The sequence below is a fragment of the Microbulbifer elongatus genome (genome assembly GCF_021165935.1).
Lineage (GTDB): Bacteria > Pseudomonadota > Gammaproteobacteria > Pseudomonadales > Cellvibrionaceae > Microbulbifer > Microbulbifer elongatus.
On the sequence record NZ_CP088953.1, the window covers coordinates 2,832,472 to 2,856,140 of the forward strand.

General features: G+C 58.1%; 20 protein-coding genes and 1 riboswitch. Of the genes, 2 read left to right on the plus strand and 18 right to left on the minus strand.

The genetic code is table 11. The features are described from left to right. Positions 1-59 precede the first annotated feature (59 nt). Positions 60-419: a PRC-barrel domain-containing protein gene (locus tag LRR79_RS11620; RefSeq protein ID WP_231757370.1), complete on the minus strand. Its 360-nt coding sequence runs from the start codon at positions 417-419 to the stop codon at positions 60-62. A gap of 416 nt (positions 420-835) precedes the next feature. On the opposite strand from LRR79_RS11620, the gene ycaC reads away from it, so the two are divergent. Then, on the plus strand, positions 836-1,456 hold the full coding sequence (gene ycaC, locus LRR79_RS11625) for an isochorismate family cysteine hydrolase YcaC (RefSeq protein WP_231757371.1): 621 nt from the start codon (positions 836-838) through the stop codon (positions 1,454-1,456). A gap of 3 nt (positions 1,457-1,459) precedes the next feature. On the opposite strand, the gene LRR79_RS11630 is transcribed toward ycaC, so the two are convergent. The 11 genes from LRR79_RS11630 to LRR79_RS11680 form a co-directional block, all read right to left on the minus strand. Next, the gene (locus LRR79_RS11630; protein ID WP_231757372.1) at positions 1,460-2,416 is read right to left on the minus strand and encodes a cobalamin-binding protein; all 957 of its coding nucleotides are present in this window, start codon (positions 2,414-2,416) and stop codon (positions 1,460-1,462) included. A gap of 17 nt (positions 2,417-2,433) precedes the next feature. Next, positions 2,434-3,216: a heme ABC transporter ATP-binding protein gene (locus LRR79_RS11635; RefSeq protein WP_231757373.1), complete on the minus strand. Its 783-nt coding sequence runs from the start codon at positions 3,214-3,216 to the stop codon at positions 2,434-2,436. Then, positions 3,216-4,238, minus strand: coding sequence for a FecCD family ABC transporter permease (locus tag LRR79_RS11640; protein ID WP_231757374.1), 1,023 nt, complete (start codon positions 4,236-4,238; stop codon positions 3,216-3,218). The genes LRR79_RS11635 and LRR79_RS11640 overlap by 1 nt, the downstream gene beginning before the upstream one ends. Continuing rightward, positions 4,235-5,710 carry a cobyric acid synthase gene (locus LRR79_RS11645; RefSeq protein WP_231757375.1) on the minus strand — a complete coding sequence of 492 codons (1,476 nt, stop codon included), beginning with the start codon at positions 5,708-5,710 and terminating at the stop codon, positions 4,235-4,237. Before LRR79_RS11645 ends, LRR79_RS11640 begins: the two co-directional genes overlap by 4 nt. A 12-nt stretch (positions 5,711-5,722) precedes the next feature. After that, positions 5,723-6,337, minus strand: coding sequence for a cob(I)yrinic acid a,c-diamide adenosyltransferase (gene cobO / locus LRR79_RS11650; RefSeq protein ID WP_231757376.1), 615 nt, complete (start codon positions 6,335-6,337; stop codon positions 5,723-5,725). A gap of 37 nt (positions 6,338-6,374) precedes the next feature. Further along, the gene (locus tag LRR79_RS11655; RefSeq protein WP_231757377.1) at positions 6,375-8,225 is read right to left on the minus strand and encodes a TonB-dependent receptor plug domain-containing protein; all 1,851 of its coding nucleotides are present in this window, start codon (positions 8,223-8,225) and stop codon (positions 6,375-6,377) included. 103 nt (positions 8,226-8,328) lie between these two features. After that, positions 8,329-8,469, minus strand: a riboswitch (cobalamin riboswitch). 56 nt (positions 8,470-8,525) lie between these two features. Further along, positions 8,526-9,557 carry a hydrolase gene (locus LRR79_RS11660; RefSeq protein WP_231757378.1) on the minus strand — a complete coding sequence of 344 codons (1,032 nt, stop codon included), beginning with the start codon at positions 9,555-9,557 and terminating at the stop codon, positions 8,526-8,528. Between the two features lie 83 nt (positions 9,558-9,640). Next, entirely contained in the window at positions 9,641-10,096 is a 456-nt protein-coding gene (locus LRR79_RS11665) for a DUF411 domain-containing protein (RefSeq protein WP_231757379.1), read from the minus strand. 52 nt (positions 10,097-10,148) lie between these two features. Beyond that, on the minus strand, positions 10,149-11,102 hold the full coding sequence (egtD, locus tag LRR79_RS11670) for an L-histidine N(alpha)-methyltransferase (protein ID WP_231757380.1): 954 nt from the start codon (positions 11,100-11,102) through the stop codon (positions 10,149-10,151). Next, positions 11,099-12,490 (minus strand): ergothioneine biosynthesis protein EgtB, encoded by a 1,392-nt coding sequence (gene egtB / locus LRR79_RS11675; protein ID WP_231757381.1) that lies wholly within the window; start codon positions 12,488-12,490, stop codon positions 11,099-11,101. The genes egtD and egtB overlap by 4 nt, the downstream gene beginning before the upstream one ends. A 200-nt stretch (positions 12,491-12,690) precedes the next feature. After that, positions 12,691-15,297, minus strand: a complete 2,607-nt coding sequence (locus LRR79_RS11680; RefSeq protein ID WP_231757382.1) for a TonB-dependent receptor — start codon at positions 15,295-15,297, stop codon at positions 12,691-12,693. 344 nt (positions 15,298-15,641) lie between these two features. Between LRR79_RS11680 and LRR79_RS11685 the strand changes: the two genes are divergently transcribed. After that, a complete protein-coding gene (locus tag LRR79_RS11685; protein WP_231757383.1) occupies positions 15,642-17,999 on the plus strand; it encodes a penicillin acylase family protein in 2,358 nt (785 codons plus the stop codon). Between the two features lie 177 nt (positions 18,000-18,176). On the opposite strand, the gene LRR79_RS11690 is transcribed toward LRR79_RS11685, so the two are convergent. The 6 genes from LRR79_RS11690 to lolA all read right to left on the minus strand — a co-directional run bounded on the left by LRR79_RS11690 (position 18,177) and on the right by lolA (position 23,638). Beyond that, on the minus strand, positions 18,177-18,440 hold the full coding sequence (locus LRR79_RS11690) for a hypothetical protein (protein ID WP_231757384.1): 264 nt from the start codon (positions 18,438-18,440) through the stop codon (positions 18,177-18,179). A gap of 89 nt (positions 18,441-18,529) precedes the next feature. Further along, positions 18,530-19,909 (minus strand): siroheme synthase CysG, encoded by a 1,380-nt coding sequence (cysG, locus tag LRR79_RS11695; RefSeq protein ID WP_231757385.1) that lies wholly within the window; start codon positions 19,907-19,909, stop codon positions 18,530-18,532. A 17-nt stretch (positions 19,910-19,926) separates the two neighbouring features. Continuing rightward, a complete protein-coding gene (gene serS, locus LRR79_RS11700; protein ID WP_231757386.1) occupies positions 19,927-21,201 on the minus strand; it encodes a serine--tRNA ligase in 1,275 nt (424 codons plus the stop codon). A gap of 18 nt (positions 21,202-21,219) precedes the next feature. Next, positions 21,220-21,594 (minus strand): fluoride efflux transporter CrcB, encoded by a 375-nt coding sequence (crcB, locus tag LRR79_RS11705; RefSeq protein WP_231757387.1) that lies wholly within the window; start codon positions 21,592-21,594, stop codon positions 21,220-21,222. 84 nt (positions 21,595-21,678) lie between these two features. Continuing rightward, the gene (locus LRR79_RS11710) at positions 21,679-23,028 is read right to left on the minus strand and encodes a replication-associated recombination protein A (RefSeq protein ID WP_231757388.1); all 1,350 of its coding nucleotides are present in this window, start codon (positions 23,026-23,028) and stop codon (positions 21,679-21,681) included. Beyond that, the gene (gene lolA / locus LRR79_RS11715) at positions 23,021-23,638 is read right to left on the minus strand and encodes an outer membrane lipoprotein chaperone LolA (RefSeq protein ID WP_231757389.1); all 618 of its coding nucleotides are present in this window, start codon (positions 23,636-23,638) and stop codon (positions 23,021-23,023) included. Before lolA ends, LRR79_RS11710 begins: the two co-directional genes overlap by 8 nt. Positions 23,639-23,669 lie beyond the last annotated feature (31 nt).

The window sequence follows — 23,669 nt, forward strand, 5'->3', positions numbered from 1 at the left end:
TGTGGAAGTGACAATCGAAAAGTGAAATCAATTGTCCATGCAGGCGCTCGAGACCGCACTCAGTGAGCGCGATGACCACCTTCCCGCAGCCCGTATTGAGCGTAGGTATTTTTGCGGAAGGTCTGGTCAGCCATATTTGGCCAGTGGTCTTTGTCAAAACCTTCGGCATTTTTGAGCTTGTCTTTTTCAACGTTCAGGACAAAACACTTGTTTGCGGTATCTACCGTCATCGCTTCCGGCGGTACCGCGAAGAGGTCATCACCCATTCCCATAAAACCACCGAAGGAAAGCACGTAGTACGCGATCTCATGGGTTTCGGTATCAATCATGATCTCTGTGATCTTGCCCAGATCTTCACCCTGCGCATTTTTCACCGAATCACCTTCAAGTGAGGATGCTGAAAGTACTGTGGGGTTCATGGTGTCACCTATTCAACCGTTGCAAAAAGTTTGAGCGGGTTCCGGGAAGCGGTATGCATCCCTGGCAGGAACAGTAGTGCGGAGCCGCATGCGGGTACTAGATCATTAACGTATAGGTCGCGCGCTGTATAAGCCGTTCTCTTAGGTGTGGCGAACCGCCCGGCAATCGACAGGAAAAACAACGCAGATAGATAGAGTGAGTGACCCCGCCCGACTCAAATACGGTCCAGGGTCATTCGGTGTGGCACTGTGCCAGTATTTGCGCTCGATGACCGACCTGATCGTGCCCCCACTACGACGGACGACTACGATTGGTAGCGCAACACAGTTCACGCAAAATCCGGCGAATTGGTCAGCGCCAAATTTCCAATACCGGTTCTCAATTCCATATTTTTCATCGACATAGGGATGTAACAATGAGCTTTGAATACAAGCGACTCGATAAAGATGATGTCACACTGCTTCTTGTAGACCACCAGGCGGGTTTGCTGTCGTTGGTGCGAGATTTTTCACCGGATGACTTTAAAAACAACGTGTTGGCTTTGGCTGATATTGCCAAGTTTTTCAAGATCCCGACCATTTTGACCACCAGTTTCGAAGGCGGACCCAACGGTCCAATGGTGCCAGAGCTCAAAGAGGCATTTCCCGATGCGCCCTACTTCGCCCGGCCTGGCCAGATAAATGCCTGGGACAATGAAGATTTTGTGGCGGCAGTAAAAGCAACGGGCAAAAAACAGTTGTTGATCGCTGGTGTGGTAACCGACGTCTGTGTGGCTTTCCCGACATTGTCGGCAATTGAAGCGGGTTACGAGGTATTCGTCGTGACAGATGCGTCAGGTACGTTCAACAGTGTCACCCGTGATGCGGCCTGGGCGCGCATGCAGCAGGCCGGCGCGCAACTGATGAACTGGTTTAGTGTTGCCGGGGAGTTGCATCGGGACTGGCGCAACGATATCGACGGCTTCGGCGGGGTATTGGCGGACCATCTGCCGCAGTATGCGAATCTCATGCAAAGCTACTCCGCGCAGGAAAAATGATTTTCACGGTGCCGTGTGCGAACGATTTTGAGTGGCGCTCTTTGCACGTGTAGCGTTCAGATTGCGGCATACCTGCTCCATACCATCGAGTATGCGAAAGGTATGCCGCTGAATGACGTCTGGATGGATATGGTAGAGGTTATCGTTTTTGACCGCGCTCAGTCCCGGATAGGCATTCCAGTTGTTTAGCCACTGTGGGCGCGCTTCCGCCATACCGCTGGCGATAATCACCTCGGGGTTCCGCGCAAGCACCGCTTCGATACTGATTTTCGGCGCGAGAACAGCCGCATCGGCAAAGGCATTGCGTCCTCCACAGGCTTCAATCACGTCGCTGATCAGGTGGTCACCATTCAGCGTCTGTAAAGGATCATGCCACACCTGATACAACACGCTCACTGCCGGTAACGTCTCATGTGCCTGCCTGAGTGCCCGCAACCGTGACAGCCAGCGGTCAGCGGCACGGTTTGCGTGGCCCTGAGTGCCGGCCAGCGTGCCAAAAAGCCGAACATTTCGAGGAATATCCTCCAGCGTGCGAGACTCGGTGACAAATACCCTGAATCCGAAATCGCGCAGTTTTGTTATCGTGGCATCGCCATTTCCGGAACCCCAGGCGATCACGAGGTCGGGCTTCAGGGCAATGAGCGTTTCGTAGCTGATGGAATTGTATTTGCCGACCTGGGGTAGCTGCCGCGCCGCCGCGGGGAAGTCGCTGTGACTTATCACACCAATCAGTCGGTCCCCTGCCCCGGCGCTGTACAGGTTTTCTACGATATGCGGTGCCAACGCGACGATACGTTGCGCGGGCCCGGGAAGCTCCAACCAATGACCACTCGCATCCAGGATTCGCACTGGCTGTCCGGCGATGGCGCTGGAGGCGCACAGCACCAGAAGGAAGCCGATAGCGCTGAGCAGCCCGGCTGCGGGTGAAAAGCTGTTTCGCCTGACAAGGTTATCGGACATGGCATTGACCAGAATCGTTACTCATTTGCTAATACCAGTGGCTTACCGGTGATTGGATGCGTCACTACGGTTACCCCGTAGCCATATAGCTCCGAAAGGTTTGCTGCGGTGAGCACTGTTTCCCCGTCGCCATAGGCCATACAGCGCCCTTCCTTGAGCGCGAGGATACGATCACTGTACCCGCTCGCCAAAGCAAGATCGTGTACCGTCATTATCACCGCTACCCCGCGACGGGCGAATGCTTTGACGGCTTTCATCATTTCGTACTGGTGTGCGATGTCCAGGCTTGTTGCCGGCTCGTCGAGGAGCAACAAGCGGTCGCCCGCTTCTTCCGCACACCATATTTGCGCCATCACTCTCGCCAGCTGCAGGCGCTGCTGCTCACCGCCAGACAGTGTCGGGTATAAGCGACCCGCCAGATGTGTGACGTCGAGGGCCGCCATGGCATCCATACAGATTTCCTGGTCGCGGGCGAGTCCGGTAGCGTGAGGGTTGCGGCTGAGAGCCACCAGCTCGAGACCGGTAAACGCAAAAGAAAGCGGATTGTGTTGTGGCAATACGGCGATCTGGCTGGCCCGCGCTCTTGGTGAAAGGCTCTGGATCGGCGCCCCTTTAAAAAGGACTTGCCCACAGCTAGGCGCCGATTCCCCGCAGATTGCGCGCAGCAGGGTGGATTTTCCCGCGCCGTTGGGACCAATTACACAGATGAGCTCTCCGGCGGCAATGTTCAGGTCTACATCGCGAACCAACGAACGCTGTGCCACACGCACCGTCACATTCTGCACCGCTAACAGGGCCATCAGAGCGCCTCCCGGTTGCGTTTCAGCAGGGACACAAAGAATGGCACCCCGATGAGTGCGGTAATCAGGCCCACCGGAATCTCCACCGGCGCGATCGCGGAGCGCGCAAATGTATCGGAAATCAACAGCAGGCTCGCGCCGCCGAGTGCCGACAGGGGTAACAGCTGGCGGTGATCCGGCCCCACCCACAATCGCACCATATGCGGCACGACCAACCCGACAAACGCGATACTCCCAGCGACAGCAACGGAAGTGCCGACCCCCGCTGCAGCCAGTACGATCAGCCAGGTTTTAGTTCGCTCCACATCGACGCCAAGGTGACGCGCCTGAGATTCCCCGAGCAGTAGAACATTGAGGGACGCGCCGAAGCGCATCATGGTGGCGATCAGAACCGTAAGTACCGCGAGAATCAGAAAAGCGCGGGTGTAACTGGCGGATTCCAGTCCGCCCATACGCCAAAGGCTGATCCGGCGCAGCATCGCATTGTCGGCGAAATATTCCATCAGCCCGGAGAGACTGGCGGAGAACGCAGATACCGCGATTCCCATCAGCAGCATGGTGGCGACTGAAGTGCCACTTGCACTGCGCGCCACCTGGTAGACCAGACCTACGGCCACCAGCCCCCCACAAAACGCGGCGATGGAAACAACCGGTAAGCTGCCAAACGCGGAAGCCACCTGTGTCCCAAACAGAATTGCCAGGCTGGCCCCCAGAGAAGCCCCTGCAGTAACACCGATGAGTGATGGGTCGGCCAGCGGATTGCGGAACAGCCCCTGCAGCATCGCACCGCAGATCGCCAGCACGGCGCCGACTGCAGCGGCAAGCAAAGCCCGAGGCAGACGGATAGCCTGTACAATATCTGCGGCCAAACCACCCTCCCCCAGTCCCATCATCGCACTGGCAACCTGGGTCAGGGATAGCGATACCGCGCCAATGGCCAGTGCGGTTAAAAAGCTTGCCGCCAGCAATACGGGCAGCAACCACCAGGCAAGGTTTAACGTGCGGCGACGGGTAAGGGTCATTGGGGATGCGCCAGTTGCTTAAGCCAGCTGGAATTCATGGCGCTGCCAACGGTGTCCGCGAGCCGATCCAATTGGCGTTCCCGGTGCCCCTGCAAATCCAGTGAACGGGGCTCGCTTAGACCGGCCCACCGCAGAAGTGCCTGTTGCGCGGCACCCGCGTCAAATAGCCCGTGAAGATACGTGGCCAGTATCTGCCCGTCATCACTGATGGCACCATCGGCGCTACGCTGGCCGTTATCGGCCACCAGCTGGGTCAAAGGTCGCTGCAGTGCCGGCCCCCGTGAGATGCCACAGTGAATTTCGTAGCCCTGAACCGGAATCTCCTTCTCGCAGCTGTCCATGGTGAGAAAACCGCACACGTTCTTCAGCGCTTTCTGTGGCGTCAAGATGGTGGTGAAATCCAGGTAGCCGAACCCCGTTTCACTACCCGGTTCGCTCTCGACGCCCTCGGGATCCTGGATCGAGCGACCGAGCATCTGCAATCCGCCGCAGATACCGAGTATTTTCCCTCCGTAGCGCAGGTGGCGATCCAGTTGTCGCTGCCAGTTATTTTCTTTCAGGTATGCAAGATCGCCGCGCACATTTTTGCTGCCGGGCAATATGACCAGGTCACAGTCGGGCAACGGAGTGCGCGCGCTGACGAATTGCAGGTTCACCTCTGGGTGCAGGCGCAATGCATCAAAATCCGTATGGTTACTGATACGCGGCAACACCGGCACCACGACATTCAGTTTGCCACTGGCGCCGGTTTGCTGGGTGCTGATGGCATCTTCCGCATCCATATACAGATCGTGCAGGTAGGGTAATACGCCGAGTACCGGCTTTCCGGTGTAGTCTTCCAGCCAGTCGAGGCCGGACTCAAGCAATTTGATATCACCACGAAAGCGATTGATGACAAAACCCACCACGCGCTCGCGCTCAGTCTCTGACAGCAATTCCAGTGTCCCGACAATATGGGCAAAAACGCCACCGCGATCGATGTCGGCGACGAGAATCACCGGGCAGTCCACCGCCTCGGCAAAGCCCATATTGGCGATATCGTTTTCCCCTAGATTGATTTCCGCGGGGCTGCCGGCACCTTCCACAAGAATCAGGTCATACTGCGACCGCAGTCGTCGGAATGATTCGAGTACCGCGGACTGAGCAATGATTTTGTACTGTTGATAATCCAGCGCCTGCATATTGCCGATGGCCCGGCCCTGGATGATTACCTGTGCTCCGGTATCCGAAGCGGGCTTCAGCAGTACCGGGTTCATGTCCGTGTGCGGCGCAACGTGACAGGCCTGGGCCTGCAGCGCCTGAGCGCGTCCAATCTCCCCAGCATCGGAGGTGACGGCACTATTGAGTGCCATATTCTGTGGCTTGAATGGCGCAACACGCACACCCTGCCGGGCGAAGTACCGGCCCAGCGCCGCCACCAGAGTACTTTTTCCCGCATCGGATGTGGTGCCCTGAACCATCAGTACTGACATAGCGGCCCGCTCCTAGAAGTCCACGCCTTTGCGGGCTTTGATTCCCGCCTTGAACGCGTGTTTGACATCCTTGACTTCAGAAACCGTATCCATCATGGCCTGTAGTGCACTGCCGCCGCCGCGGCCCGTGACCACCACACTCTGCTCCGGCGGTCGTTGTACGATGGCGTCGAGCACCTGCTGTTCATCGAGATATTTGTAAGCCAGCATATAGGTGAGTTCGTCCAGCACCACCAGATCGTAGCGAGCGTCCGTAAGCATCTTTTTCGCTTCTGCCCAGGTCTTCTCCGCTTCCCGGATGTCACCGGCGCGATCCTGCGTATTCCAGGTAAACCCGGTACCCATCTGGTACAGCGTGACCTTAGGGCACGCATTTTTCAGGTAGAGTTCCTCCCCGGACAGCTGCGCGCCTTTGATAAACTGGATCACACCCACTTTCTGACCGTAACCCAGCGCGCGCATGACCATGCCGAAAGCCGAGCTGGACTTTCCCTTGCCGTTGCCGGTCAGCAGAATGGCGACACCGCGCTCGGTGTCTGCCGCAGCGATATGTGCATCCACCCTGGCCTTCTGCTTCTGCATGGCCTGTTTGTGCCGTGCATTTTTCTTCTGCTCGTCTTCCGACATGGTCACCTCTTGGCGGTAAAACGCTGCAAACAGCGATTTAGAAACTGAACTCTACACCAGCGTAAGCCGCCGCACCGGCGGTGTTGAAGCCGGCAATTTCCACATAGTCTTTATCTGTGAGATTTTCACCGCGCAGATAGACGGTGGTGACGTCGTTCAATCCATAGCGGACGCTGGCATCCAGTACCTGATAATCATCCATTCTGGAACCGTCAATATCCACACCGTCTGCACTGGAGCGCAGGTTCACCGCAAGGCTCACCCGGTCAAGTGGCTGATAGCTGACACCGAGGTTCGCCAGCTGCTTCGGCCGGCGCGGGCGGGGCGTGTCGTCGGCGGTTTCTGTGTCGGTATAGGTGTAGTTGGCAGAAAGCTGCAGGGTGTCAGTGAGCTGAATATCGCCAATAACCTCTACCCCACGGGACTGACTTTCGGCACCGTACTGACGATAGGTGTAGTCCCTCAGGTCGAACTCGATTTCGTTGTCGATAATCTGGTCGAAGAGTACGAGTTCCAGGTGCAGTGTATTCTCCCCGAAGTATTCGATACCGAGGTCCACACCGCGGCTTTCTTCCGGTGTAAGTGCCCCCAGTGCCGGATTATTCTGGGCCCGGTTGTAATCAATTTCGAACAGGCTCGGTGCACGGAAGCCGGTACCGTAGCTGGCTTTCAGTTTGATTGCCCCGTTTGCCACCTGGTCTATCAGGTAGGCGCTGCTGGCCCGAAAGCTATTGTGGCTACCGAAATCCGCGCTGTCATCGTGACGCAGGCCGAAGGTAAAGAACACCCGCTCGGCAAAACGGCCCTGGTATTCCGAATAGACAGCCCACTGATCACGCTTCAGGTCCCGTACGGCATCTTCGCGGTGCTCAAGCCCGTAGACAATTCCCTGACTGGTACTGAGCTCCATGCTGCCATTCAGGTTCAGTTTCTGGATATCACCCTCGGTATCATAGGAAGCAACCCCCTGGGTGAAACTGGTGCGACTGAGGTCTGCACGGGAATAGGACAGCTCCTGTTGTCCGCCTTCTCCCCTGTGGGCGAGGCTGACCCGGGCATTTTTCTGACGGAACGCATCGGAGCACTGGTCCTGGGTAACCGGCCAGCCGCAGCGGTCGTACTCACCGGTTGCGTCCACATCCCGCAGTACCGCGTCCAGGCGCCACTGCTCCGACAGGTTCCAGCCAGCGCGGGCGTGTAGTGTCTGGTTGTTGTAGCCATCTTTGTCGCGAAGTTCAGTGTCATTGCTGCTGGTATTGAATCCCGCGGTATGCACTTTGGCGGCAGAGACAAAATAGTCCAATGCGTCGCTGCTTCCGCCGGCGCTGGCGTTGTAGCGCCTTGAATCGAAGCTCCCGCCCTCGGCGTTCACGGTCATCCGATTTCCGCTTTCTTCGCGGCGTGTGGAAATATCCAGAACCCCGCCGGCATCGGCGCCGTACAGCATGCCCTGAGGGCCGCGCAGCAACTCCACACGCGCCAGATCATTGGTCAGGATATGTTGGATATGGGCGCCGCCCTGAGTGCTGGTGGGGTCAGATATATCAACGCCATCAATCCGCACCAGGGTGCGGAAACCGTCCTCACCCCGTACACGCATGGTGGTGACCTTGCCCATACCACCGGAGTTGGAGACTGACACGGAGGGGACGCTGCGAAGCACATCCGCAAGGGACATAAAGCCGCGGGCTTTGATGTCCGCCTCCTCCAGTACCGAGACCGAAGTGGCTACCTGCCGCAGAGGCTCGCTCTGGCGGCTACTCACCACAATGATGGTTTCGAGATCAGGGATAGCGCGCTCGGTAACAGAAGCGGTATCTGTGGTAGTGGCAAAAGCGGGTACGCTGGCTGCCGAGGCAACGGCCAAGCTCAATAACGTCTTATTCAAGGTTCAACCCCTAAGGACAAAAGCACATGGGATCGAGGGAGGCGTAGCAATGCGGTGCGCCAGGCGCAGGAGGTCGTATTGCAGGATGGTAGCCCTCCGCTCCATCGTGATTCGATCAGAGGCCGGTATCGGGCTTACTGCTCGCCGGACGTGGACGAAGCAGATCACCGTTGCGGGGGCAGCGCCGGATTTCCGGACTTCCCGTTTAACCTTCTCAGCCAGAACCCAACCCGGATCGGGAACGACGGCAGAAGGCACCTCATATCGCGGGGGCGAAATTAGGGGAATGTGTCTGGAAAGTCAAACCCGGGAGAAAAGCGCTGGACTCTGGGATTTCAGAAAGGCCGGAATGGCACTTTCCAGCCAATACCGCGGCTTCCACAGACTGCCACTGACAAACCCCACATGCCCTCCCCGCTTACTGATCCCGAGGGTGACGGACGGGCTGACATCCGACGCCCCTGGCACCGCCCGCGGCGACACGAACGGGTCATCGAGGGCGTGGATCAGGTAGGTTGGGCGCGCGATATCCATCAGGTGGGGTCGGCTTGAGGCCCGGGTGTAGTAGTCATCCACACCCCTGAAACCGTGCAGTGGCGCGGTAAAGTGATCGTCAAAGTGCCGAAAGTTGCTGAAAGCACGGGGGCGATCCAGCGGCGGCATCTGGCGGGCCAGTTGCGGGTCCCGGGCTTTGCGGCCCAGGCTCTTTTTCAGGCTCTCCAGCAGGTGTCTCTGATAAACCTTCGAAAACCCGGTATTCATTTGCTGGCTGGACAGGTGCAGATCCAGGGGCGCCGATACCGACACCGCGGCGCTCAGCGGGCTGTTCGCGCCATCTTCCCCAAGCCACTTCAATAGCACGTTTCCGCCGAGGGAATAGCCCACCGCCATCAACGGGGTATTGGGATAATGGGCCCTGAGCCGGCCGGCTACCCAGCGCGGATCCTCGCTATCGCCACTGTGATACGCCCTGGGCAACAGGTTTGGTACCCCCCCGCAACCGCGAAAGTGCATGACGGCCACCTGAAAGCCCGCTGCGGTAAGCGCGGGCATCAAGCCCTGCACATAGGGGGATTCCACGGAACCTTCCAGCCCATGCAGTATAAGTACGATAGGACGTTGACGATCGTCTGCGAGGCGCGCGGGTGTGTGTAGCGCAATGCGGTCACCATCCGGTGTATCCAGCCACTGGGCCTGGGTACGCACCCAGGGTTTAGCGCGGTGAAATACCGGAAAAATTGTTTGCAGGTGGCAATTGGCGAGCCCTATTCCGGGGGTAAACGCTTCGCCGAATGCTTGCGACTCGCCGGTTGCGGGGATGGATCGATTCAAAATGCGCTGTGCCCTGGTGGTGGCGTATTCGGGCCGCTAGAGTAGCCCCTGGCGGGCGCCGATTCCAGCCCACAGCGCATTCGTTAACTGGCTTCCGGTGCCGTGACCTTTTCGTAGAAGCGGTATTCGCCGTTCGATTGAATGGCATACACCACATAAGGCTCGAAGTTTTTCCCCCGGTACATGCCGGGGCTTCCCTGCGGCATTCCGGGAACGGCCAGCCCGATACTGTCTTTCGGGGGATTGGCGAGAAATTTACGAATCAGTCGCGCGGGTACATGGCCTTCAAACACATACTGGTTATTCCATACCCCGGTGTGGCAGCCCTGCATCGGGGGTGGGACCTTCCACTGTTGCTTGACGCTGGCGGTATCCAGGCCATTCTCGCTGGTGACGGCAAAGGCGTTGCTTTCAAGGTGTTTGATCCAGTCATTGCAGCATAGACAAAACGGTGACTTATACACGGTAATCTGTTCGCCGGCCTGTGCCGTTGTGCTGGGTCGCGCAGTGTCGCTGGTGGTTGATGTGCACCCGCTCATGAACGAAAAAATTACAAGACAGCTCAGTGCGTATTTCGCACAACCCAGAAATTCAGACAGCTTCGGCATAGTAAATCGCATAGTGTTGTTGGTGATCGGTCCAGTACTGCTGGGGCTGAAATCCGGTTGAATGCAACAACTCTTCCAACGTTGCCAGCGTATATTTATGGCTGTTCTCTGTGTGGATGGTTTCGCCTTCGGCAAAATGGAACTGGCGGCCACACACTTCCACCACCTGCTCTTTCAGGCTTACCAGGTGCATTTCCACCCGACGACGCAGCCGATGGTAAAATGCGCGGTGTGCAAACGCGTCGATATTGAATGAACCATCCAGTTCACGGTTAATTCGGTGTAACAGGTTTTTATTGAATGCTTCTGTGACGTGATTGCTGTCGTGGTAGGCCCGTTCAAGCACCACTGAATCTTTTACCAGGTCTGCCGCCAGCAGCAGGCCATCCCCTGTCTGCACCTGGTCCGCAAACAGGCACAGTAACGAGCGCGCCTGCTCCGGGGTGAAATTGCCGATGGTTGAGCCAGGGAAAAACACAACTTTGGGGCCGGCCGTCGCTGGCAGCTCCCGCCATACGGCTGGGCTGGTAAAGTCGCCTACCGCCGGAGAGATCGGCAGTTCCGGCATGCGCTGCTGAATACGCTCGCGCGCAGCGAATAAAATCTCCGGTGAAATGTCCAATGGCAGATAGGCAGCAGGCGTGTGCATCGCTTGCAGGAGCGGTTCTGCTTTCGCACAGTTCCCTGCACCCGGCTCAATCAGCGTGACGTCCGGGCCAAGTGCCTGCGCCATGGCGTCAATTTTCCGGGCGAATATATCGGCTTCGGTCCGCGTCAGGTAATAATCTTCCAACGCGCAGATTTCTTCGAACAAGCGGGAGCCCGCCTCGTCGTATAGGTATTTGCAGGGGAGCGTTTTTTGCGCGGCATTGAGCCCCGCCAACACGTCCTGCTCAAATGCCTGTACTACGGCAAATCCCTGTGCCGCCATATTCATAAATCATCTCCTGCCAGACGGATGCCGGTAAATTGCCAGGCTTGATGGGGGTAAAAGAAGTTGCGATAGCTGATACGGATGTGGCTGCGCGGTGTCACACAGGATCCGCCACGCAGCACCATCTGATTACACATGAATTTTCCGTTGTACTCACCGACCGCGTCGCTGCTGGCGCGGAACCCGGGATATGGCTGGTACGCACTTGACGTCCATTGCCACACATTGCCGAGAAATTGCGCACTATCCCCTGCGCCGCTATGGGGAAGCGTTTCCTGTTCGCGGACCGGGTGAAAGTGTCCGGATTCCAGAAGATTGGCGGTGCGTTGCGCGTTTTTATGACAATGCAGCCAGGCGGCAATTTCCCATTCGAATTCGGTGGGCAGCCGGTACCCCGCCCAACTGGCGAATGCATCCGCCTCGTAAAAGCTCACATGGCATACGGGCGCATCGAGATTGATCGGGCGCAATCCTCCAAGGGTGAAATGCTGCCATTCACCATCCTGCTCCTGCCAGTAGAGCGGCGCGTGACGACCGCAGCGCGTGACTTCGGACCACCCATCCGAAAGCCACAGGCGTGGGTCCCGATAACCGCCGTCTTGCATAAATGCCAGATACTCCCGGTTGGTGACCAGGCGGGTGGCAATGCGGAAGGCTGGCTGAAAGCGCTGGTGCGCCGGCCCCTCATTATCAAAGCCAAACTGCAGTCCGTCGCTGCCGACGGTGTAGTTGTCTTCGGGGATGCGCAGCCAGTGCTGATCTACCGCCGGCTCTTCGTCATCACGGTCTTGCACCGCAACGTGGTCGCGGTAACCCGGACACAGAGGGTTGATGGACAGCGCATGTTTGATGTCCGTAAGCAGCAGCTCCTGATGCTGCTGTTCATGATTGAGGCCCAGCAGCAGAAGGTTGGCAAGATCCGTGCTGACCTCTTCTTCCGTCAACCAGCGCTCAATTTCCACATCAATATAGCGGCGATAGCGCTCAATCTCGTGCAGGTCGGGCCGCGAGAGCAGACCCCGTTGTGGGCGGGCAAAGGGAGTGCCCAGTGAGTTGTAGTAGGAATTGAACAGGTGATGATAGCGGTGATCAAAGGGATCGTACGCTGGCGCGTGTGGTTGCAGGATAAACGTTTCAAAGAACCAACTGGTATGTGCCATATGCCACTTGCCGGGGCTGGCATCCGCCATGGACTGCAGTTGCAGGTCCTCGGCAGACAATGGTTCGGTGAGCGCTTCAGTCTGTGCGCGCACGCGTTGAAACTGATTCAACAGTGCGACGCGCTCGTCGACGCTGAGATCGCGTCCTTCGTCATCGCCCCAGTAAAGTGAGGCTTGGTCATTCACATCCGATGATGAAACAGCGGAATCCAACTCCGAGGTCAGGTTCATTCCATGTCCCGAGAACTGCATTAGGTGCTTTTGATCATACATCCATTACCGTGGATTCCCATGCAGGAAGCCACTTTGGCGCAGTAATTGGCGCCACTTCTTCCACGGAGCGCGGCGCCCTGCCCCAGAACGCAGAAAGGGCCGGCTTAGCCGACCCTTTCTCTGGCGCGAAACGCCAACTTTTGACAGACAACCCAAACTTAGAAGCGCACGGTGAAATCTGCACCATACATACGCGGCATAAAGCGCCATGCGGGGCTGGCACCGATGGCCGCACCGGTACCGCCGTAGCCGCCGGCAATTTCTTCGTCGGTGACGTTCTGCACCCACAGAGCCGCAGAGTAACGGTCAGAAGCGCTGTTCCAACCGGCACGCAGGTTCATCAGCTGGTAGTCCGGAATCACGCGGGCCGGGTCACTGATGGAGCCAACGCGCTCGTCGGTCCAGTTGTAGTCACCACGCAGTACCACGTCACCGCCGGCTGCCAGCTCCCAGGTATACTCCGCCATCAGGTTGAACTTGTTCTCCGGGGTGCCCACACGGGGCTGGCCTACACGGGAATGCTCTTCTTCGGTTTCACCGATCGCTTCAATGATCTGATAGCGGGTGTACTCGGTATCCAGGAAAGAGTAGTTACCTGCGATAAACAGGCTGTCGGTAGCGGCCCACTGAACTTCAAACTCCGCACCGCGACCTTCGGCATCGGCATTGCGCAGGTAGTAGTTCGGAATTGGCGCACCAACGAGGTCCAGCTGCTGCAGGTTTTTGTAATCGTACGCAAATACGGAGGCGTTAAAGCGAACCGCGTTGTCAAACAGGCTGCTCTTCAGACCAATTTCAAGGTTGGTGACACCCTCCTGGTCAAAGGATGGGTCGATACCCGGCGCTGCACTGAAGCTGTTGAAACCACCGGCCTTAAAGCCATCCGCCAGTGAGACGAAGGTCATTACGTCGTCGTTCCAGCGGTAATCCAGAACGATACGGCCAGAGAGATCGCTCCAGGAGTCGCTCAGATCCTGACTCAGATCGGCAATACCATTGTTGTTGAATGCCATACCGAAGCGCTCGGCCGGAATACACGGCGGCGCTACCGCGTTATCGCAGGACGGCACGGCTGGCAGAGGCATCTGCATCATCACGCTGCCATCCGGCGCCATGATATCGACCAGCCCGCCCGCAAGCGCGATCGGCAGAGTATTCTGATAGGAGCTGACGATGGAGAAATCTTTCTCATCGGCGGTATAACGCGCACCGATGGTCAGGTCCATTTTGTCGGTCAGGCTCCAGGTGGCATCACCGTAAATCGCTGCGGAGCGGTAGTCGCCGGTATTGAGTACCGATTCATTCCAGGGGGTATCGGCCATGACCCAAGGGGTAATACCTGCCATCAGCTGAGCAGCCATCTGCTCACGATTCAGCATACTGGCAGTGATACCCGCAGGCGCGCCCAGGCTGGCCAGAAGTGCATCAGCCTGACCAGACTGCACCATCAGGTCGTAGAGGAAAGTAGATACGGCAGCACCTTCGAGGCCACCGGCGATCATCGCCTGGCGTTGTTGGTATGCCATCTCTTCCACTTCCGTGGTGGTCAGGTCCAGTCCAAGTGCTTCTACCTGCGCTTTTACCCCTTCATATACGGCGAAGGATTCCAGCGAGCCGGCAGTGAAGTAGGCATCTGCTGTGTGCTCCAGCTCTTCACGGGAGTATGAAGCACCCAGGGTCCACTTCAGGGTATCGGTCACGCCGTTCAGACGGAACTCCCGCGAGAACTGGGTCTGATCGTCAAAGTTGGCGGAGCCGAACATGTAATCCGGATTCGCGGTACCGTCTTCGTCCTGCTGCAGATGGGCTTCAAAGCCGCGGTAGGCAGTAATAGAGGTGAAGGTAAAGTTATCGAAGTCGTGAACAACAGACAGCGAGGTGCCCCAGGAATCGCGATCCTCAATGGTCGGGGTATCCAGTGCGTAGTCGCCGAACACGTCGGTACCACCAGCTTCAGCCTGCAGTGAAGGCACAATCGAGGTGCGCAGCGCACTGCCCTGATCCATCACGCCATATTCCGCGCGCCACAGCACTTCGGTGTCCGGAGTGGGCTCCCACAACAGGGAAGCGCGGTAGGTCTGGGTATCAATATTCCCGACTTCAAAATCGTTGGCCAGGTTCTCGGCAAAAGAGTCGCGACGGTTGGTAGAAGCCGTAAAGCGGCCGTACAGGTTGTCGGCCAGCTCGCTATTCAGCAGCAGGTCGGTCGACATACGACCGTAGTTACCCGCGGTGAGGTTCAGCTCGGCGGTATTTTCGGCCTGCGGCTTCTTGGAAATGACGTGAATGGCACCACCGGTGGCGTTTCGGCCAAACAGTGTACCCTGCGGGCCTTTCAGTACTTCCACACGCTCGATGTCCGCCAGGGGTATCTCGGCGCCGGCGCCACGGCCTGTGTACACGCCATCAACATAAACGGCGACAGCGGGGTCAGAGCCCACGGTGAAGTCACCGGTCTCGATACCGCGCACGCTGTAGGTAGGCTGCAGCGGGGTGTCATTGTTCATTTCCACACCCGGGGTAAATTTACCCAGGTCCGTCAGATTCTTGACACCCATGGCCTTCATGCTGTCGCCGGTAAATGCGGAGATGGCAATAGGCACGTCTTGCAGGTTTTCCGCGCGCTTCTGCGCGGTTACAACCACTTCTTCAATTTCTGCGGCGTAAGCGGCACTGCTCATGGCCGTGGTGACAGCAATGGCAGCGGAGAGAGTGGTCAGGGAAAAGGAACGGTTTTTTCCGGACTGATCGGCGTTGTACATCATCGCGTCCTCGCGTTTGTAGTTATATGAAAAGCGTGATGGAAATTGGTCGTTATTGATAGTTATGTTGGGCCATCTTACGTCTACCTCGGTCCCAATAAAAGCTTGTTGTGACCTTTTTCTTGTGACCGGTCAGTTTTGCAGTATTTCTGGGTGGTATTCTGCGCCAATTTGGCGCATAACACTACAGAAAGCGGGTTATCGTGACCGATTGGTGTCCGTCGGTAACCATTTCAACGGTGCGATATGCTGATAGACTCGCTGAATCGGAGGTTGGCACACTTTGGTTATAAGGCGCCAGCTGTCCCAAAATAACAACGACCAATCAAACTTCGAGAGATCCCGTGATGTTGACTTCGAATCCCTGGCCACGGCGACTGCTGCGCTGCGCTATTGCGGCATTTGTCCTTTTGTTACTTGTGCTTGCGGCGACCTGGTTCTGGCTGCGTCAGAGCCTGCCGATTCTCGAGGGGGCGCTGGAGACCGGGGCGCTCCAGAAACCGGTCTCCATTGAACGTGATGCTCAGGGCATACCTTTTATTCACGCCGATACGCGCACGGATTCCGCGTTTGCACTCGGGTTCCTGCACGCACAGGAGCGTTTTTTCCAGATGGATTTGTTGCGTCGCAACTCCGCCGGCGAGCTGTCCGAGTTGGTTGGCGAGGCAGCGCTGGCCCACGACCGGGAAATCCGCCTGCACCAGTTCCGCAAGCGCGCGGAGCGCAATGTCGCGGCTATGCCGAAAGACCAGCAGCAGCTGCTACTGCAGTACACCGCGGGGGTAAATTTTGGTCTTGCCGAGCTCGGTGCGGCTCCCTGGGAGTACGCGCTGCTACAGACCGCCCCCCGGGAATGGGTGCCCGCAGACAGCCTGCTGACCATCTTCAGCATGTACATGACTCTGCAGAGCAATTCCGGAAATTTCGAACGCCGGGACAACGCACTGGCACAGTTGCTGCCCGATGACCTGTACCACTTTTTTGTTCCTAAAGGTGGCATCTGGGATGCCCCGCTGATCGGCGACGCCCGCGGCCCACTGTCGCTGCCGCGAACTCATATTGCCGCTCTGGTTGAAGATGGTGAGCCGATGGCTTACGAGCCCATGGAAAGTGAAGACATGATCTTCGGCAGTAATAACTGGGTGGTCGGTGGCGCCCTGACTGAACACGGTGCGGCCATTGTCGCCGACGATATGCACCTGGCAATTACCGTACCCAATATCTGGTATCGCGCCGGTTGGAATGTGCCCGGTACCGACTTCGAGATGCGTGGCGCTACCCTGCCCGGAGGCCCAATCATCGTGGCGGGCAGTAATGGCAAGGTGGCCTGGGGCTTTACCAACACCACTGCGGACTGGGGTGACCTGATCCCTCTGGAACTTTCTGAAGACGGCGCGCAGTACCGTACCCCGGAAGGCTGGCGTCCATTTGAGACCGTTGAGGAATCCCTCGCGGTCAAAGGAGCGCCCGCCGAAGTCCTGCAGGTGCGCAAAACCATCTGGGGGCCCGTGATTGGAGAGGACCATACCGGCACTCCCCTCGCCTACCGCTGGGTTGCCCACGATATCCGTGGAGCCAATATGAACCTGCTGCTGATGGAGACTGCAGGCACTACCCGCGCGGCCATGGATCTCGCACCACAACTCGGCATCCCCCACCAGAATTTCGTGCTTGGCGACAGTCAGGGCAATATCGGCTGGACCGTGGCGGGCCCGATCCCCCGCCGGGTGGGGCTGGAGGGCAATCGCTCGGTGAGCTGGGCAGATGGCACGGCCTATTGGGATGGTTACCTTTCGCTGGAAGAGCAGCCCCATATTTACAACCCGCCCTCTCACCGAATCTGGACTGCGAACTCCCGCACCATGGACGGCGAGTATTTGCGGGTGATGGGCGACGGAGGTTATGCACTGGGCGCCCGCCAGCAGCAGATTCGCGACGCCCTGTTCGCCAAAGAGGAATTTACCGAGCAGGACCTGCTTGATCTCCAGCTGGATGACCGCGCCGTATTCCTTGAGCGCTGGCAGCAACATTTGGCCGGGTTACTGAAAGACAATGCGGAGTATGCGGACGTTCTGGAACAGGTGGAAAACTGGGGCGCTCGCGCCAGCGCCGACTCCGTGGGCTACCGCATCGTGCGCAATTTTCGTCTGCGCTTTATCGATCTGGCCACGGCCCCGGTGCTCACCTATATGAAGCGCCACGACGAAGACTTCAAATTCGGTCGAGTGAACCGCCAGGTGGAGTACCCGGCCTGGGAGATGCTTGCCAATGAGCCGGCACACCTGCTGAACCCGGAATACGACAGCTGGCGTGATCTGAAATTCGCGGCACTGGATCTGACTCTGGAAAAAATGGCGGAAGATGGCCTGCCACTATCCGAGCAGACCTGGGGCGTGCAGAACGCGGCGAAGATCCAGCACCCGCTGGGGCGTGCGGTCTCCGCGGTAAACTGGTTCACCGCCATGCCCGCCGACCCGCTCCCGGGGGATTCCCACATGCCCCGCTTCCAGTCGGCCACCAATGGCGCTTCTGAGCGCCTGGTTGTGGCACCGGGACACGAGGAGCTGGGTATCTTCCATATGGCGACTGGCCAGAGCGCGCACCCGCTCTCCCCATTCTTTGGGAACGGCCACCAGGATTGGGTGGAAGGAAGCGCCTCGAGCTTTACCGAGAAGGAAACGGCCTACACGCTCATGCTGAAATAATTGGCGCGACTGATGTTTCGCTGAAGTTGGAGCGAAGGTGGCGATATCGGGTACGACCTTGCAAGACCTTCCGCGAGAGGGACCTCGCGGAAGAGCCCCCATGGATGGGTTCACGGCGTGTCTTGCAAGGTCGTACCCGGTAGCGGTACCGCCACTCAAAGTGCTACGAGGCTGAGATCAGGCCGTTTCGTCAAGAATCGCGAAAGACAGGAAAGAAGTGAAAAGCCCCAGGCCAAGGATAAAGGGCAATAACGGAAAGCAGATCATTAGCAAAGACGCGGCTATCCAGAGGTTCTTCACCCAATTGCGTTTGATCTTGTAAGTGCGGGAATAGCGGCGCAGGTGGCTGTCGTTTTCGTCGGGCAGCGCGATTTCACTTTCCCGGGGCAGAAAGCTCCGCACCAGAAGAGTGCAGTAAAAGCGAAACAACATCCACAACATAAAACCACCATTGGCAAACCTCCCTTTCAGTATAGATAGGGGTTTGCCAATGGATGGTGGAGTGGATGCCTAAGCTTGTGCCGAGGCGGTTACTGATACCAGCCCAGACTTTCGCGCAGCTTCACCACCCCGCCAATAATGGTCAATGCCGGCGCCTCGACCTTGTGGGTCTCGGCCAGCTCCGGCAGAGTGCCGATGGTGCCGACAATCACCCGCTGATCCCGGGTGGTACCCTTCTCCACTAGCGCCGCCGGCGTATCCGCCTCCATGCCGTTGGCAATCAGTTTCTCGGAGATGGTGGGAAGACCCGTCAGGCCCATATAGAACACCAGTGTCTGGTTCTTGGTGATCAGCTCGTCCCAGGGCAATACCAGATCGCCCTGCTTCAGGTGACCGGTCACAAAACGTACGGACTGTGCGTGATCGCGATGGGTTAGTGGGATGCCCGAATAGGCGGAGCAACCAATGGCCGCGGTAATACCCGGTACCACCTGGAATGGCACCTCCGCTTCCGCCAGCTTATCGATCTCCTCGCCACCGCGGCCAAATACGAAGGGATCACCGCCCTTCAGGCGCAGCACCTTCTTGCCCTCTTTCGCCAGGTCCACCAGCAGCTGATTGATATCGTCCTGGGGCACGGAGTGGAACTGTTTCATTTTGCCCACGTAGATGCGCTCGGCATCCCGGCGCACCAGCTCAAGCACCTCGGTGGAAACCAGGCGATCGTACAGCACCACGTCTGCCTGCTGCATCAGTCGCAGGGCGCGGAAGGTCAACAGGTCCGGATCACCGGGGCCGCCCCCCACCAGATACACCTCCCCGCTCGGCGCCGGCTTTTCTTCCCAGCGTTGCAGCTCTTCCAGGATCGACTGCTCGGCTTCCACCTTGTGTCCGCGCTCAATCTGACCAACTACCGGGCCGTTGAATACCCAGTGCCAGAAATCTTTGCGCTGGGCCTCTGGCAAGGCTGCTTTCACCTTGTCGCGCATGCGGCCCGCCAATTCGGCAATCAGCCCGAGACCCGGGGAAAGTAAGGTTTCGATTTGCGCACGCAGCATGCGCGTGAGAACCGGCGCGGAACCGCCGCTGGAAATGCCGATGGCCAGCGGGCCCCGTTCGACAATGGAAGGGAAGGTAAAGGTGCAGTGTTCCGGAGAGTCGACCACGTTCACCGGCAGCCGACGTGCGCGGGCGTCGGCAGATACCCGCGCATTGACATCGCCATCGGCGGTAGCGGCGACCACCATTTCGGCGTTGTCGAGCAGTTCCTTGCGGTAGGTACCGACGATATATTCGCCACCGCTGGCCATGACCAGCTGGCGCAGCTCGTCGGTAATGTCCGGAGCCACCACCAGCAGGCGGGCCTCCGCCTTGTTGAGTAACCGCGCTTTGCGCGTGGCAATGGAACCGCCCCCAACAATCAGACAGGGGCGGTGTTTCAAATCAAAAGCGAGAGGCAGGTAACGCAAGGTCTTGTTCCATACTGCTAGCCGATCTTTGTCGCGCCTTTCAAATAGGGGCGCAGTACTTCCGGCACCTCGATACTACCATCGGCCAGTTGGTAGTTTTCCAGTACCGCGATCAGCGTACGGCCCACTGCCAGCCCGGATCCATTCAGGGTGTGCAGCAGTTCTGGCTTGCCCGTTTCCGGGTTGCGCCAGCGGGCTTTCATACGCCGGGCCTGGAAGTCTCCCATCAGGGAGCAGGAGGAGATCTCACGGTACTTGTCCTGAGACGGAATCCACACTTCCAGGTCATAGGTTTTGGTTGCACCAAATCCCATATCGCCACCACACAGCACCACTTTGCGGTATGGCAGGTTCAGTTTTTGCAGAACATTTTCTGCATGACTGGTGAGCTGTTCGAGCGCGTCCATGGACTGATCAGGGCGGGAGAAGCAAACCAGTTCCACTTTTTCGAACTGATGCTGCCTGATCATGCCGCGGGTGTCGCGCCCGTGGGAGCCGGCTTCGGAGCGAAAGCAGTTGGTATGGCTGACGTATTTGTGGGGCAACTGATCGGCATCGACGATCTCGTCGCGGTACAAATTGGTCAGCGGTACTTCTGCGGTAGGAATGAGGTAGAAACTACGCTCGTCCTCCAGTTTGAACAGATCTTCCGCAAACTTGGGCAGCTGGGAAGTTCCGTACAGGGAATCGCTATTTACTATTACCGGCACATTGGCTTCTGTATAGCCGTGCTCTTCTACGTGAAGATCTAGCATGAACTGTGCCAACGCGCGGTGCAGCTTTGCCACTTCCCCAGTCATGACCGCAAAGCGGGAACCGGTGATCTTGCTGGCCACTTCAAAATCGAGCCCACCCAGATTGCTGCCCAGATCCACGTGGTCGCGCACTTCGAAGTCAAAGCTGCGGGGCTCGCCCCATTTGGCCACCTCGACGTTATCGTCTTCACTTTCGCCTTCAGGGACGGATTCGTGCGGCAGGTTGGGAATTGCCAGCAGGATATCGTCCAGCTGCTGTTGCAGTTCGCCGAGCGCCTGCTTGGCCTCGGTTAGCTGCCCACCCAGGGATTCAACTTCCTTCAACAGCGGCGCAATATCTTCACCAGCGGCTTTGGCGCGGCCAATATTCTTCGACTTGGTGTTGCGCTCGTTCTGCAGTGCCTCGGTGCGCACCTGCAGTTCCTTGCGTTGTTCTTCCAGTTGTTCCAGCTTTGCTGTGTCCAGCTGCACACCGCGTTTGGCCAGGGCGGCAGCGACATCGTCGAGTTGGGTACGAATCAGTTTTGGGTCGAGCATGATTAATTGATTACCGCGTTACAGATATTTCATTCCCAGCGTGACGGCGGTTGCGGTTGCCGCCACACAGACCAGGAGGCTGACCGCTACATAGGCCAGCGCTGTTAAAGGCTGGCCATTGTGCCACAACAGCACAGTTTCCAGCGAGAAGGTCGAAAAGGTGGTGAGAGCCCCGAACAGGCCGGTCATGATCAGCAGGCGCCACTCATGCCCGAGCACGCCGCGTTCCACAATCAACACATAGGCAATACCGATGAGAAGTGACCCGATTACATTGACAATCAGAGTACCCAGCGGGAAGCGGTGCTCAAACACCGGGTAGCTCCACAGGCTGATCAGGTGGCGCAAAAGCGCGCCGACTGCACCGCCCAGGGCAATTGCTATCCACTGCATGAGTCAGGTCCTTTTGTTGTTATTGCGGTCTGTCCAAAGGAGGCGTCGGGACTCGAGTGACGCTCCGCGTGACAAGGGCGGATTTTAGCGCTTTTCCGGTGCCGGGTATCGTTGCCGTGCACTGGCGCGGTTGAGCGCACGGAGCTTTTGCAGTTTTTCGTCGATTTTGAGCTCCAGCCCCCGGGGCACGGGCTCGTAGTAGCGCCGGCTGGCGATGGCCTCGGGAAAGTAGTTTTCTCCCGCCGCGAACCCGTCCGGTTCATCGTGGGCGTAGCGGTAGTCTGCGCCGTGCGCCATTTCCTTGGCGAGCTTGGTGGGTGCATTGCGCAGGTGTACCGGTACCTCGTAGCTGGGTTCGCGGCGAATGTCCGCCAGCACGCGCTTGTACGCGCTATACACCGCATTGCTTTTCGCTGCGACCGCGAGGTACGTAACGGCCTGCGCGATGGCCAGCTCGCCCTCCGGGCTGCCGAGGCGCTCCTGAACATCCCACGCATTGAGCGCAATTTCCAGGGCGCGAGGATCGGCATTTCCGATATCCTCGCTCGCCATCCGGACCACACGGCGCGCGATATACAGTGGGTCACAACCCCCATCGACCATGCGGGCAAACCAGTACAGTGCCGCATCCGGGTCCGAACCGCGCACCGATTTGTGTAGAGCGGAGATCTGGTCGTAGAAAAAGTCACCGCCTTTGTCGAAGCGGCGTACGTCCGCTGTCAGCACCTCTGCCAGCACTTCTTCATCGATTATCTGCTTGCCCCCCTCCTCCCGGGACAGATCGCAGGCAACCTCCAGAAGATTGAGCGCGCTGCGGGCGTCCCCATCGGCGCTCAGGGTAATTTTGTTCAGCACTTCATCGGAAATCACGATACTGCGCTCGCGCAGCTCCCTGTCTTCCGTCAGTGCCCGGCGCAGCATCCCCGACAGTTCCTCTTCACTCAGGCTGCGCAGCAGATACACCCGGCAACGGGAAAGCAGTGCGTTGTTCAGCTCGAAGGCCGGGTTCTCGGTGGTGGCGCCGACAAAGGTGACCGTGCCCTCCTCCACGTATGGCAGAAAGGCGTCCTGTTGGGACTTGTTGAAGCGGTGTACCTCGTCCACAAACAGGATGGTGCCGCGACCGCTCTGGGCGGCGTGCTGTTCCGCTTCGGCAACGGCCTGGCGGATTTCCTTGACCCCGGCCAGTACCGCAGACAGCGTGGCAAAGCGCGCGTCGCACTCCTGTGCCAGCAATCGGGCAAAGGTGGTTTTGCCGACACCGGGCGGTCCCCAAAGCACCATGGAGTGCAATTGACCCCGCTCCACCGCCTCGCGCAGCGGTTTACCGGGACCCAATAAATGCGTCTGGCCCACATAGTGGGCCAGAGTGTCGGGCCGCATGCGTGCGGCCAGGGGCTGATGCCGGCGCGGAGACCGGAATAGATCATTCATCGCGGATTATGTCGGTCCCTTTGGGCGGCTTGAAGTTGAACATATGGGATGACAGGTTCGGATTCGCACGCATGCCGTTAAAGCGAATGTCCGTAGTCTGCCCCATACCATCCCGTACGGTCATGGCGGAAGGTAGCCCCTTGTTGTCAAAGCGAATGACCATGGATTTGAAGGGCGCAGAAGCACGCTTCGGTGTCAGGTAATAGGCCCCCTTCTTGCTCTCCACCGTAAACGAACCGCGAATGTCTTCAACTTTACCCCCCAACAGCAACGCGGGAGTCTCTTTCATGCGGTTGTCGACCGGGCGGATGGTCACCTGCTCCAGGTCCGGATCATACAGCCACAGCTGCTTGTTGTTGGTGACCAGCAGCTGAGAATACGGCTCGCCCGTTTTCCAGCGCAGGCGCCCCGGGCGCTGAACGGAAAAGTTGCCGCTGCTCTTTTGCAGGGTTTTACCTTTCTGGTCTTTCAGGGTCTGACGGAAATTACCGGATAGCGCCCCCAGGGGTTGCAGCAGCCGGCTCAGTTCCTCACTGGCGTCGGCACGCGCATGTGCGGTGCCGAAAGTGAAGCCCAGCGCGATCAGAAAAATGCTCAGTGTGCGTTTCATTGGATGCCTTCCAGTTTGCTGATCTGTCCCT